Source organism: Pusillimonas sp. DMV24BSW_D (assembly GCF_011388195.1).
Taxonomy (GTDB): domain Bacteria; phylum Pseudomonadota; class Gammaproteobacteria; order Burkholderiales; family Burkholderiaceae_B; genus Neopusillimonas; species Neopusillimonas aestuarii.
This window is the reverse complement of record NZ_CP049990.1, coordinates 1,099,590-1,113,230: the sequence shown is the minus strand read 5'-3', so window position 1 is coordinate 1,113,230 and position 13,641 is coordinate 1,099,590. Positions and strand designations below refer to the sequence as shown.

General features: G+C 52.9%; 10 protein-coding genes, 2 tRNA genes and 2 rRNA genes. 4 read left to right on the top strand and 10 right to left on the bottom strand.

All coding sequences use genetic code 11. The annotated features are described in order from the left end of the window. Positions 1-12 precede the first annotated feature (12 nt). A complete protein-coding gene (gene rsmB, locus G9Q38_RS05395; protein ID WP_166132326.1) occupies positions 13-1,317 on the bottom strand; it encodes a 16S rRNA (cytosine(967)-C(5))-methyltransferase RsmB in 1,305 nt (434 codons plus the stop codon). A 169-nt stretch (positions 1,318-1,486) separates the two neighbouring features. Between rsmB and rimO the strand changes: the two genes are divergently transcribed. Then, on the top strand, positions 1,487-2,803 hold the full coding sequence (gene rimO, locus G9Q38_RS05390) for a 30S ribosomal protein S12 methylthiotransferase RimO (protein ID WP_166128580.1): 1,317 nt from the start codon (positions 1,487-1,489) through the stop codon (positions 2,801-2,803). Positions 2,804-2,817: 14 nt separating this feature from the next. On the opposite strand, the gene fmt is transcribed toward rimO, so the two are convergent. Together fmt and def are read right to left on the bottom strand one after the other, a co-directional pair. Next, positions 2,818-3,759 (bottom strand): methionyl-tRNA formyltransferase, encoded by a 942-nt coding sequence (gene fmt, locus G9Q38_RS05385; RefSeq protein WP_166128577.1) that lies wholly within the window; start codon positions 3,757-3,759, stop codon positions 2,818-2,820. Positions 3,760-3,764: 5 nt separating this feature from the next. Further along, positions 3,765-4,277, bottom strand: a complete 513-nt coding sequence (gene def, locus G9Q38_RS05380) for a peptide deformylase (RefSeq protein WP_228276205.1) — start codon at positions 4,275-4,277, stop codon at positions 3,765-3,767. Between the two features lie 114 nt (positions 4,278-4,391). Here def and dprA point away from each other — a divergent pair, with 114 nt between their 5' ends. Then, positions 4,392-5,609 (top strand): DNA-processing protein DprA, encoded by a 1,218-nt coding sequence (gene dprA, locus G9Q38_RS05375; RefSeq protein WP_166128572.1) that lies wholly within the window; start codon positions 4,392-4,394, stop codon positions 5,607-5,609. 54 nt (positions 5,610-5,663) lie between these two features. Next, a complete protein-coding gene (locus G9Q38_RS05370; protein WP_166128570.1) occupies positions 5,664-6,134 on the top strand; it encodes a hypothetical protein in 471 nt (156 codons plus the stop codon). A 32-nt stretch (positions 6,135-6,166) separates the two neighbouring features. On the opposite strand, the gene G9Q38_RS05365 is transcribed toward G9Q38_RS05370, so the two are convergent. Genes G9Q38_RS05365 through G9Q38_RS05355 form a run of 3 tightly spaced genes read right to left on the bottom strand, consistent with a single transcriptional unit; the run spans position 6,167 to position 8,903 of the window. After that, positions 6,167-7,171 (bottom strand): amino acid ABC transporter substrate-binding protein, encoded by a 1,005-nt coding sequence (locus G9Q38_RS05365; protein WP_166132325.1) that lies wholly within the window; start codon positions 7,169-7,171, stop codon positions 6,167-6,169. A gap of 36 nt (positions 7,172-7,207) precedes the next feature. Then, entirely contained in the window at positions 7,208-7,897 is a 690-nt protein-coding gene (locus G9Q38_RS05360; protein WP_166128567.1) for a YggS family pyridoxal phosphate-dependent enzyme, read from the bottom strand. Positions 7,898-7,955: 58 nt separating this feature from the next. Continuing rightward, positions 7,956-8,903, bottom strand: a complete 948-nt coding sequence (locus G9Q38_RS05355; protein WP_228276204.1) for a pseudouridine synthase — start codon at positions 8,901-8,903, stop codon at positions 7,956-7,958. A 185-nt stretch (positions 8,904-9,088) separates the two neighbouring features. Between G9Q38_RS05355 and G9Q38_RS05350 the strand changes: the two genes are divergently transcribed. Then, positions 9,089-9,754 carry an outer membrane protein gene (locus G9Q38_RS05350; protein ID WP_166128564.1) on the top strand — a complete coding sequence of 222 codons (666 nt, stop codon included), beginning with the start codon at positions 9,089-9,091 and terminating at the stop codon, positions 9,752-9,754. 63 nt (positions 9,755-9,817) lie between these two features. Here G9Q38_RS05350 and rrf read toward each other — a convergent pair. From rrf to G9Q38_RS05330, 4 genes are all read right to left on the bottom strand, one after another. Further along, a 5S ribosomal RNA gene (rrf, locus tag G9Q38_RS05345) occupies positions 9,818-9,930 on the bottom strand. 210 nt (positions 9,931-10,140) lie between these two features. Next, positions 10,141-13,026 (bottom strand): 23S ribosomal RNA (locus G9Q38_RS05340). A 438-nt stretch (positions 13,027-13,464) separates the two neighbouring features. After that, positions 13,465-13,540, bottom strand: a tRNA-Ala gene (locus tag G9Q38_RS05335). Positions 13,541-13,552: 12 nt separating this feature from the next. Beyond that, positions 13,553-13,629 (bottom strand) — tRNA-Ile (locus tag G9Q38_RS05330). Positions 13,630-13,641 lie beyond the last annotated feature (12 nt).

The window sequence follows — 13,641 nt, the reverse complement described above, 5'->3', positions numbered from 1 at the left end:
ATTGTTGACGACTCACACGCGCTTGGCAAACAGGGCAAAGAAAAAACCATCGTATAACCCTTTGAGGCCGTCGTACGGCTCGGGAAGCAACTGCCCCGGCGATGGCAGCAATTGGGCGTCGGAATGGGTACCCTGAAAGTGGTCGGCCTGCAATACACCCTCTTCGGGAAATACTGAACACGTTACGTAAAGCATCCGCCCCCCGGGTTTAACGGTTGTCCATAATGCGTCAAGTATGCTTGCTTGTAAAGACACTGTCCGGGCAATGTCGGCTTCTCGACGCAACCACCGAATGTCAGGATGACGCCGCACAACCCCGGATGCAGTGCAGGGGACGTCGGCCAAGACCCGGTCAAAATGTCGGCCATCCCACCAAGCATCTAAATTGGCGGCATCAGCACGCTGCAGGGTAACCTGCTCTGACATCAGCGACAAACGATCCAGATTTGCGCCGACTCGGACCAGACGACTCTCATCAACATCAAGCGCACATAAATCCACATCGGCCAACTCCAGAAGATGCGCTGTTTTCCCACCCGGGGCGGCACACGCATCCAACACCCGCATGCCGTGTTGAGCGTCCAACAAAACGGCAGCCCGCTGAGCGGCGGCATCCTGAACCGAAAAAAGCCCACTACTAAAACCAGGCACTTGCTCAACCGGCCGGGGCGTTTCCAACAACACCGCAGCGCCTTCGATAACGCGCGCACTCAAACCGGCGTGCTCCAGTTTTCCTACAAATGCATCCGGTGCAATCTTGCGTACGTTCACTCTTAACATCATGGGGGCCGGAACATTAGCCGCCTCGAGAACCGATTGCCACGCATCGGGGTAAGCTTTACGCAACCGCCTGATCCACCAATTAGGGTAATTCCAGCGCGCCTGAGGATCACTCAACACCGCATTTCGAACCACGTCCCGCTCGCGGCCATAACGCCGTAAAACACCATTGAGCAATGCTTTAAACGGTTGTAAACGACGCTGCGACGACACTGCATTCACAGCTTGATTGACAACAGTATGTGGGTCATACACCGGCCAGTAAACAGGAATCGCTTGCCCTTTCTTACGTGCGGCCTGCGCCGCCATCGACGTTTCAAGCAGGCTAATTGAAACCAATAACAAAGCGTGAAACAAGGCGTCTGGAGGCGTTCGGTTAACCATATGCCCGCCAACTGCCTGCGCCAATCCCAACTGACGCATACAGTGATAAGCCAGTGCCTGCGCAGCGGCACGCCGGTCTCCCGACGTTTGTGCCAGACTTTCAGTTAACGACTGGCCCGCCATGACCGCTTGCACATTTCGGGCGGCAGCCATAATTAAATCGGACAAGGGAAGTGAAGATGAGTCGGGCACGCGAAGCAAACCTGGTTTAGTTAAGTGTTAAGCAATTTAGCCTCTATTATCACCGCCATTCGCAGTTCCCGCGTCGTCGCAGTAAAATCTCTTTTTTTGTCAAAGCCTTAACAGGCTTCAAGAGGTTTTTATGAATTCCCCCAAAGTCGGGTTCGTCAGCCTGGGGTGCCCCAAGGCGCTGGTCGACTCCGAACGCATTCTTACTCAATTGCGCACCGAAGGCTACGCAATCACGCCCGATTACGACAACGCCGATGTCGTGGTGGTGAACACCTGCGGATTTATCGATAGCGCCAAGGCGGAGTCTCTCGACGCTATCGGCGAGGCCATCGCAGAAAATGGAAAAGTCATTGTGACGGGCTGCATGGGCGTCGAGGAGTCCGTTATTCGGCAAGTGCACCCGGCCGTTCTGGCAGTCACCGGCCCCCAGCAATACGAGCAAGTGGTACAGGCTGTCCATGAAGCCGCACCGCCGAATATCGAGCACGACCCTTATCTCGACCTTGTACCTCCTCAAGGCATCAAATTAACGCCACGTCACTACGCTTACCTTAAAATTTCAGAAGGCTGCAACCACCGCTGCAGCTTCTGTATTATCCCCTCTTTGCGCGGGGACTTGGTCAGCCGCCCTATTGGCGACGTACTCAGCGAAGCCAAGCGCCTGGCCGATGCAGGCGTTAAAGAACTCCTGGTTATTTCGCAAGACACTAGCGCCTACGGCGCCGACATGAAGTTTCGTACCGGTTTCTGGGATGGGCGCCCCATAAAAACCCACATGACCCAGCTTTGCGAGGCACTGGCGGAATTCGGCATATGGGTGCGTCTGCATTATGTATACCCTTACCCGCACGTGAATGAAATCATCCCGCTCATGGCACAGGGAAAAATTCTGCCTTACCTGGACATCCCGTTCCAGCACGCCAGCCCACGCGTTCTTAAATTAATGAAACGCCCCGCTTTCGACGACAAAACACTGGCTCGGATTCGTGAGTGGCGTCAAATATGCCCGGAACTCACAATACGCTCAACCTTTATTGTCGGGTTCCCAGGGGAAACCGAAGAGGATTTCGAATATTTACTTAATTGGATGAGCGAGGCCCAACTGGATCGCGTGGGCTGTTTCCAATACTCACCGGTAGAAGGCGCGAAAGCCAACGAACTGCCCGACCCGGTACCGGATGAAATCAAGCAAGACCGTTGGGAACGCTTTATGGCTCACCAACAGGCCATTTCCACGGAACGCCTGAAACAAAAAGTCGGCAAGGAAATTGATGTACTGATCGACGAGATGGAAGAAGAAGGCGCCATTGGAAGGTCGAGCGCCGATGCCCCGGAAATCGACGGTAATGTGTATGTCACCACCGATCGCAAACTCAAGGCCGGTGAAATTGTCAGAGTACGCATAACCGACTCCGACGAGTACGACCTGTACGCCGAAACGCTATAACAAAGCCCGTTGGGTTAAGGCCGCCAGCCCTGAATAAACTGGCCGGCGGCCTGACGCTTGCCACCAGGCTTTTGAAGCTCCAGCAAGCGCAGAACACCGTCTGCGGTGGCTAAATCAATACCCTGCTCTGTTGCCGCAACAAGCGATCCGGGCTTGCCGGATATACCTGATACAGGCAACGCCTGCGCAGACCACACTTTCACCACATCAGCCAACCCCGGCAAACGTACCGTTGCACCTGGAAACGGGTTAAACGCACGCACACGACGCACGAGCTGCGAAGCGGGTAACGACAGGTCAAGCAGCGCTTCTGCTTTGGAAAGTTTCGCCGCATATGTCACCCCCTCTTCGGGTTGGGGCGTAGCCTGCAGGCTTCCATCTTGTAAATCATTCAGCGCCGCCACAATAGCCTTGCCTCCTAACACGGCAAGTTCATCGTGCAGGCCGGCTGCGGTGTGGTCATTACGGATGGGAATAGGCCAAACAGACAACATATCGCCGGTATCGAGACCTTCATCCATCTGCATAATGGTAATGCCGGTTTGCGCGTCACCGGCTTCGATAGCGCGTTGAATCGGCGCGGCGCCCCGCCAACGCGGCAACAAACTGGCATGAATATTCAAACAACCGAATGGCGGTAAACCAAGCACCCATTGGGGCAGGATAAGACCGTAGGCGGCCACTACGATGACATCGGGATTGGCGGCCTGCAAAGCCGCCTGCGCTTGCGCCGCCTGGTCGCCATACTTGCCGTCAAGCCGAAGACTGTGCGGCTGTAAAGCCGGAATACCGGCCTCGAGTGCACACTGCTTTACAGGGCTTGGCGTTAATTTCATGCCCCGGCCCGAGGGGCGGTCGGGCTGCGTGAGCACAAGCGGTACTGAATGGCCTGCCTGCAAGATAGCCTGCAGGGCGGAACGGGCAAATTCCGGCGTACCGGCGAACACCACTCGCATAACGGTCAGGCCTTCAACGCTTCACGTTCTTGCTTGCGTAATTTTGTCTTGATTCTATTCAGCTTCAACGACGACAGATATTCAACAAACACCTTGCCCTGCAAATGATCGAGTTCGTGTTGAACACAAACCGCCAGCAAACCGTCGGCGTCGAACTCATATGCTTCACCTTTTTCGTTCAACGCTTTGACATGAATACGCTCGGCACGCTCGACTTTGTCGTAAATTCCGGGCACCGACAGGCAACCCTCTTCATAAACCTGAATTTCCTCACTTTTCCAGGTAATTTCCGGGTTGATCAACACCTTGAGGTCATTGCCTTCCTCGGATACGTCAATTACCACGACACGCTCATGGACGTCGACCTGAGTGGCGGCCAACCCTACCCCCGGCGCGTCGTACATCGTTTCCGCCATGTCTGCCACCAGTCGGCGAATGCGGTCGTCGACTTTCTCCACCGGTTTGGCAACCTTGTGCAAGCGCGGATCTGGATAATGAAGTATGGGTAATAATGCCATGGTTAAAACCTTTTCTTTACAGTTTTTCATTATATCAACCAGCGCTCATGCCAACATGGATGATTGCAGCACGCCCGCCTGCACACCGCTTGCGCAATATGGCACACTTGCGCCATGCCGATGAATCTCTCTTCCGAGGAAACCGCCGCCTGGGTTCGACTTACCCTTGAGCCCGACCTGGGCCCGGCGCAAGCACGCCTATTGCTCTCGGTTTATGGGCTGCCGCAAGATATTTTCTCGCAATCAACCATGCAACTCATGAAGCATCTGGACACCAAATTGGCCAGCAGGCTTGCTCAAGAGCCCGATGCAATGTTGCAAAACCGCATAGACGCCACTATGCACTGGCTGTCCGCCGACAGCCACCATCTGCTCACTCTGGCCGACCCAACCTACCCACCTCAATTATTGGAAATGCATGATCCACCTTTGGTGTTGTACGTAAACGGGCACCCCGAATTACTTAGCCAACCTTCATTGGCCATTGTGGGCGCCCGCAGTGCCACACCGGCAGGTGAAACCAACGCGCATGACTTCGCCCAATTTCTGGCCGAACACGGCTGGTGCATCGCCAGCGGACTTGCGTCGGGCATCGACGCCGCCGCGCATCACGGCGCACTGAAGGCAGGGCCTCAAGGCGCCGGCACCATTGCCGTACTTGCCACCGGCATCGACCTCGTTTACCCGGCACGCAACCGAACCTTGGCTCACAATATTGCAGAATATGGCGCCCTGGTCTCCGAATTTCCACTCGGCCAAAAAGCCATGCCCTACCATTTTCCAAAACGGAACCGCATTGTTGCCGGCTTATCACGCGGGGTGGTTGTCGTCGAAGCTGCGCTCCAAAGCGGTTCGCTCATCACAGCCAGGCTCGCTTCCGAACTGGGGCGCGAAGTATTTGCCATCCCCGGCTCTATTCACTCGCCTCTGTCAAAAGGCTGTCATGCCCTGATCCGCCAAGGCGCGAAGCTGGTGGAATCGGGCGAACATATCCTTGAAGAGTTAAATCCCTCGGTCCACAACGTATCCACCACGACTCAAACACGCACAACCACCAAAGCGCAACGCCGTGGCAATAGGGGTCAGGCGCCGAACAGTCAGACGCCTAAGGAACAGGGAAGTCTGATCACACCCTTGTTCGAAACAGCCGCCCATCAGGAAGATATTGATGCAGTGCTGGAAGCCATGGGTTACGACCCGATTTCGTTCGACCTATTGCAACAACGCTCTCGAATCGCCGTTTCAAACCTTAATCAAGCCCTTTCCGTGCTGGAGCTACAGGGGCACGTTGCACGCCTGCCCAGCGGGCAATATCAACGGCAACCGGTCTGACTGCGTTTCTTCGACGCGCTATGATTAGGCTTTAACATTCATTCAGAACAAACCATGCTGCCTCGTAATCGCCCAACCGCTGAAGAACACGCGGCACTGATCCAGGAACTCCAACCCCTGCCAATCGAAGGCACCTCGTGGCCAGGCTGGATCAAAATTGCATCCTGGCTTATATTGATTGTGATTGGTATCCAGTTTATTAGTACGGCCACAAGCCCTGCAGGCCAGAACGTTAATCCTTATATCGCAGCCAGCGTTACGCTTTGCTATGCGGCACTTATTGTCATGGCGCGCTACATGACGACTTCACGTACCCGTATTACTGAAGAGGGTATCGAACAAAGCTGGATTACGCGCCGCGTCGTGAAATGGGAAGAAATTCAATTCGCGAAATTCATTCCCCTTATTTCATCCAAAAAACTCATGTGCTTCACCGGGCGTGGCCGCCCGTTTATTTTTCAGGGTGGCACCAAAGAATTACAAATCGCATTCGCTCGAATCGCTCTGGTGTACAAGCGGCAATAATTTTCGCAATCGCACGCATCCGCCCAAAGCGATTACCGAATCGGCAACGGATACATTAACCCGCCATCAGTCCATAACGCATTCAAGCCGCGTGGAATCTTCAATGGGCTCTCCATGCCGACATTACGGGCATAGCTTTGCCCATAATTACCCACCTGGCGGATAATGTTATAGGCCCACTTTTCATCAAGCCCAAGGTTCGCACCGGCACCTGGCGTTACACCCAACAGACGCTGTATACGCGGATTTGTGCTGCTTAAATGCGCATCTACGTTATCTGAAGTTACGCCTAATTCTTCAGCGTTCAACATCGCCATAAGCGACCATTTCACAACGTTCAACCAAGTGTCATCACCCTGACGCACAAAAGGCCCTAACGGTTCTTTGGAAATTTGCTCGGGCAATACTTGGTAATCATCCGGATTCTTCAGGCGGGAAACCCGAATGGATGCTAACCCTGCGGCATCGGTGGAAAACACATCGCAACGGCCGGCGGCAAACGCATTCACCACCTCATTGAACTGTTCAATAACGACCGGTTTGTACGTAATGTTATTGGCTCGTGCCCAATCGGCCAACGTGTTTTCATTCGACGTACCCGTTTGCAGGCAAATAGATGCGCCGTCCAGCGCTTTGGCGCTATTCACGCCAAAAGCTTTGGGAATCAAGAAGCCCTGACCGTCGTAAAAACTAATGCCCGCGTGAATCGCACCCAAGGCAGTATCACGCTGTTGCGTAACCGAAGTATTACGCACCAGAACATCAATTTCGCCCGACTGTAAAGCCGTGAAGCGTTGTTGAGAGTTAAGCGGAACAGCCTTGAATTTACTCGCATCGCCCAACACGGCCGCGGCAATCGCCCGACACAAGTCAATATCCAGACCGGCCCACTCGCCCTTGTCATTCGGTGCCGAAAAGCCGGCAAAGCCTGTAGTAACACCGCAGTGCACGACATCGCGTTTCTGAACGACCTCAAGTGTGTCGGCCGAAGCCGTATTTGCCAACAAAAACAGCAGCCCGATCAACGCGCTGCGCATAATGCATGGAAGCTTACCCAAAAACCGCGTCATTTTCTAACCCCGCTCACCAAACAATAAAGAACCAATCCGCACTTCAGTTGATCCTTCCTCAATCGCCCACTCGAAATCACCACTCATCCCCATCGACAGCCTTTGCACGGTGTCGTGCCCTGCCTGAACAGCCTGATCCCGAAGTTCACGCAAAGTGCGAAAACAGGACCGCACCGCAGCTTCATCGTCGGAATGGATGGCCAAGGTCATCAAACCTGCAGGTCGCAATGTTGGGTAGTTCTTTAACTGTTCCAGAAAGCGCAATAATTCAATTGGCTCCAGCCCGAACTTACTGGGCTCAGGCGACGTCTTAACCTGAATCAGGACACTTAAGGTTTTACCTAACTTAGTCAATCGTTTATCCAACGCTTCTGCCAACGACAAACGATCAAGAGACTGCACCTCGCCCACGAGTTGCGCGGCATCTTTTGCTTTATTGGTTTGCAGATGCCCAATCAGAACCCATTCAATAGACAGGTCTTCGAGCAACGGCGCTTTATCACGAACCTCCTGTACACGATTCTCACCAAATCGATGCAGCCCCGCTGCGACGGCTTCGCGAACGATAGGGGCATCGAATGTTTTACTCACCGGCAATAAAATGATTTCAGCAGGATTCCGCCCGCAACGTTGGCAAGCAGCGTTAATACGCGCCTGAATGCTGGAAAGACGTTCCTGAAAGGAGAAAGGCATAAATCAACTTGCTATTGATACAGACCTTACGATTGTAGTGCATGCCGGTTGAGCACCGTTAAACGCAGGCCGTATCAAACCGACCGGCCCATTCCAGCTGCAATTGACTTTCGAACGCACGCGTTTCGCCGGTAAAAGGATCCTGAAACTGAATACGTCGCGCCAATAATTGCAAAGGCTTGCGGTAATCGTGGTATGCAGGCTGCGGTGCCAGCGCAGGATAAAAAAGATCGTTCACTATAGGAATACCCAAACCGGCCATATGTACACGCAGTTGATGTTTTCTGCCTGTGTGAGGTAAGAGACGATACCAACCTAGTGTGCCTTTCCTTTCAATTAACTCTACGCGGGTCTCACTATTGGGCTCCCCCTCAACCTCATCCATCGTAAAGTGCCAGCTCCTTGTTTCCAGCCGGCTACGCCGGGTTAAAGGGAAAGAAAGCTTATCGTTATAGCCCGCAACGGCTTCATATACTTTGCTGACCTCACGATTCTGAAAAAGCTGCTGATAGGCGCCGCGAGACGCAGGATCAATGCACAACATCATCACGCCGGCGGTTTCCCGATCTAGGCGATGCAAAGGACTTAAATCGGGCAAGGCCAGCTCATGCCGTAAACGCGTGAGCGCCGTTTCCCGTAAATAGCGGCCGCCTGGAATACTGGCTAGAAAATGCGGCTTATCTATCACCAGCAATTTTTCATCACGGTGCAAAACCTGTAACTGAAAAGGGACAGGGGTTTCGGGAGGAACATCACGATAATACCAAAGCCAGCGACGGGGTTGGTAAGGCGCATCAGCGGTTTGTGGCTTCCCCAGCTCATCGACAATCTCACCCCGAACCAAGCGCTCATAGATAACCTTCGGATTGGTGTACTGAAACCGCTGCACCAGAAAATCGTACAAGGTGGGCCATGGCCCCGGTTGCAGATACACCCTGCTGGGCGCCACGCCGTTTTTCACGGGCAAAGGCGCCGAAGCCATTAATTTCGCGCTTTTAGAACTCATAATCTGGTTATGTATCGTACTGTTGCAAGGGCACAACCGATATCCGGCCCTAACCCTTTTAATACAGAAAAATGCCGAAAAACAATTTAAAAACCTTTTAACGGATGATAACGTGAACCAACGTTAGGAGCCTGCGCTCGTGCGTCTGCATTCATACACACCGTATCCACCAGGAGCATCTCGACATGAAAAACCTGCTACGCGTAAGAGCATTGCTCGGTATCTTTGTCTCGCCCGCAGTATTTGCACAAGCTCAGAATTTTGAAGGGTTCAATTCACAAATATCAACAGGCTACCAACACAACAGCATTGACCTATCCGGCGTAATAGAGCCAGGTTTTGCCGCACAAAACCTTTCCGACGGCAAAATGCCTTTGAACTTCGGCGTAGGCTACACACACGCCATGAACGAACGCTTTACGCTTGGCGCAATGCTGGAGTACAACCCCCTGAAAATGGATACCGGCAGCGGCAACATTACGTTCAATGGCACGGCTCTTCCAGGCGCTGGATATAAAGGCACACTTAAAAACCAAGTGTCTATTTCAATTGTCCCCGGCTACGCCTTCAATGACACCACAATGGGTTATCTTAAGCTGGGCTGGATTCAGGCTAAAGCCACCATCCACCCGGAAGGCGACCCTTCAATCAGCGAAACGGCCAACGGGGTGTTGCTCGGTATCGGGGGCCGCCACTTATTCAACAAAAATATATATGGGTTTGCAGAGGCTACTTACGCCTCATACGGAAGTGTGACCGCAGGCGCCAACGACTCCACCGACCCCGACGACACCTTCAAAATGAAACCAAGTTCATATAGTTTTCTGGTCGGTGTGGGCGCAAGATTCTAACTTTTCGTCCTAACAAAGTAAAACGCCCCAACATGTTTGATGTTGGGGCGTTTTGGTATAAGAGCCTGACGATGACCTACTTTCACAGATGTACATCCACTATCATCGGCGCAAAGGCGTTTCACGGTCCTGTTCGGGATGGGAAGGCGTGGGACCACCTTGCTATGGTCGTCAAGCGTAAAGGGTTGCGCTTCAAGGGTATGGGTTTTGAGGTCCTGGCCCTTGAAGCGCCAATGAGGTCAGAAGCAACCGTGCTTTGTATGCTGTTGCGGGTTTGATTATTTGGTTGTGTGCGTTGCGTTGGTTTTGACCATTGATTTTTGACTTTATGTCATTTAGCGGCATGCTTAACACCTAAACCTTGTATGCATAACCTGCATGGTTATAGGATCAAGCCGCACGGGCAATTAGTACTGGTTAGCTAAACACATTACTGCGCTTACACACCCAGCCTATCAACGTCCTGGTCTCGAACGACCCTTCAGGGGGGTCAAGCCCCCGGGATACCTTATCTTCAGACGAGTTTCCCGCTTAGATGCCTTCAGCGGTTATCTCTTCCGTACTTAGCTACTCGGCAATGCCATTGGCATGACAACCGATACACCAGCGGTACGTCCACTCCGGTCCTCTCGTACTAGGAGCAGGCTCCGTCAAGTATCCAACGCCCACGGCAGATAGGGACCAAACTGTCTCACGACGTTTTAAACCCAGCTCACGTACCTCTTTAAATGGCGAACAGCCATACCCTTGGGACCGGCTACAGCCCCAGGATGAGATGAGCCGACATCGAGGTGCCAAACACCGCCGTCGATATGAACTCTTGGGCGGTATCAGCCTGTTATCCCCAGAGTACCTTTTATCCGTTGAGCGATGGCCCTTCCATTCAGAACCACCGGATCACTATGTCCTGCTTTCGCACCTGTTCGACGTGTCAGTCTCACAGTCAAGCACGCTTATGCCATTGCACTATCAGCACGATTTCCGACCGTGCCTAGCGTACCTTCGAACTCCTCCGTTACGCTTTGGGAGGAGACCGCCCCAGTCAAACTGCCCACCATGCACTGTCCCCAACCCGGATAACGGGCCAAGGTTAGAACCGCAAACAGACCAGGGTGGTATTTCAAGGTCGGCTCCAAGCAGTCTAGCGACCACTCTTCTGCGCCTCCCACCTATCCTACACAAGCCGGTTCACAGTTCAATGCAAAGCTACAGTAAAGGTTCATGGGGTCTTTCCGTCTAGCCGCGGGTAGATTGCATCATCACAAACACTTCAACTTCGCTGAGTCTCAGGAGGAGACAGTGTGGCCATCGTTACGCCATTCGTGCAGGTCGGAACTTACCCGACAAGGAATTTCGCTACCTTAGGACCGTTATAGTTACGGCCGCCGTTTACCGGGGCTTCGATCAAGAGCTTGCACCCCATCACTTAACCTTCCGGCACCGGGCAGGCGTCACACCCTATACGTCCACTTTCGTGTTAGCAGAGTGCTGTGTTTTTAATAAACAGTCGCAGCCACCGATTCTCTGCGACCCCGTCATGCTCAGCGCGCAGGCGCTTCACACTACCAGGGTATACCTTCTCCCGAAGTTACGGTATCAATTTGCCGAGTTCCTTCTCCTGAGTTCTCTCAAGCGCCTTGGAATATTCATCCCGTCCACCTGTGTCGGTTTGCGGTACGGTCTCGTACAGCTAGAGCTTAGAGGCTTTTCTTGGGACCACTTCCAATCAGTTTAAGACCGTAGTCTTATCCAGCCACACCCTTGAATTTCGCGCCCGGATTTGCCTAAAGCGCCTTCTATAGTGCAGCAACGGGGACTTCCAACACCCCGATGACCTTTCGCAATCCGTCCCCCCATCGCACTGTACGACGGTGCTGGAATATTAACCAGCTTCCCATCAGCTACGCATCTCTGCCTCGCCTTAGGGGCCGACTCACCCTGCGCCGATGAACGTTGCGCAGGAAACCTTGGACTTACGGCGAGGGGGCTTTTCACCCCCTTTATCGCTACTCATGTCAGCATTCGCACTTCTGATACCTCCAGCAGCCTTTACAAGCCACCTTCACAGGCTTACAGAACGCTCTCCTACCGCGTATATCTTACGATACACACCCGCAGCTTCGGTAACTGGCTTAGCCCCGTTACATCTTCCGCGCAGGACGACTCGATCAGTGAGCTATTACGCTTTCTTTAAAGGATGGCTGCTTCTAAGCCAACCTCCTGACTGTCTTCGCCTTCCCACTTCGTTTCCCACTTAGCCAATTTTGGGGACCTTAGCTGGCGGTCTGGGTTGTTTCCCTCTTGAGTCCGGACGTTAGCACCCGGTGCTCTGTCTCCCGCGCTCATACTTGCTGGTATTCGGAGTTTGCCATGGTTTGGTAAATCGCCATGACCCCCTAGCCATAACAGTGCTCTACCCCCAGCAGCAATACGCGAGGCACTACCTAAATAGTTTTCGGAGAGAACCAGCTATTTCCAGGCTTGTTTAGCCTTTCACCCCTATCCACAGTTCATCCCCTAATTTTTCAACATTAGTGGGTTCGGTCCTCCAGCACGTGTTACCGTGCCTTCAACCTGACCATGGATAGATCGCCTGGTTTCGGGTCTACACCCAGCGACTCAAACGCCCTGTTCGGACTCGCTTTCGCTACGCCTTCCCTATTCGGTTAAGCTTGCCACTGAATGTAAGTCGCTGACCCATTATACAAAAGGTACGCAGTCACCCCATAAAGAGGCTCCTACTGTTTGTATGCACACGGTTTCAGGATCTATTTCACTCCCCTTCCGGGGTTCTTTTCGCCTTTCCCTCACGGTACTGGTTCACTATCGGTCGATTACGAGTATTTAGCCTTGGAGGATGGTCCCCCCATCTTCAGACAGGATTTCACGTGTCCCGCCCTACTTGTCTGACGCCTAGTTCCACACCGCACATTTCGCCTACGGGACTATCACCCGCTACGGTCGCCCTTTCCAGAGCGTTCGGCTATATGCAATGCTAAATCGTCAAGGCTGCTCCGGGCTCGCTCGCCGCTACTGCCGGAATCTCGGTTGATTTCTTTTCCTCGAGCTACTTAGATGTTTCAGTTCACTCGGTTCGCTTCTCTGCACCTATGTATTCAGTGCAGGATACTGCTCGCGCAGTGGGTTTCCCCATTCGGACATCAGCGGATCAAAGCTCGTTTGCCAGCTCCCCGCCGCTTTTCGCAGGCTACCACGTCCTTCTTCGCCTGTAATCGCCAAGGCATCCACCATGTGCACTTAGTCACTTGATCCTATAACCACAAAGGCTATAGGTTCCTAACTTGAGTTTACGTGTTCATGCCGTTCATCACTTCCAAAAGACTGAATCAATCAAACCACATCATCCCTAAGAATAACGTCGCCCAATCAACTCCGCTCTTGAGTCAGAACTTATTTGCAATGCAATCACAACCCGTATCTATAATCAGTCTGCCTGTCCCTGGCGAATATATGTAAAACATACACCCCAGAACACGCAGCCCACTTACAGCTACTTGTCATTGTTGCTTCTTCCTCATTGTTAAAGAACAAATACTACGGGTACTACTTATACTACCTAGCCATATCGCTATGACCAGTGCACAACATCCTGATGAATTAAGCTAAATCTCCTTAACTTCACCCAAGACCCTGTTCACTGAACACAACCACTACCTTCACAACCACTACCTGCACAACCACAGCTTCGTTGGTGGAGGATGACGGGATCGAACCGACGACCCCCTGCTTGCAAAGCAGGTGCTCTCCCAGCTGAGCTAATCCCCCCCGTAAAGCACGTGGTGGGTCAAGTTGGAATCGAACCAACGACCCCCGCCTTATCAAGACGGTGCTCTAACCGACTGAGCTACTGACCCAAGCCCTTGTAT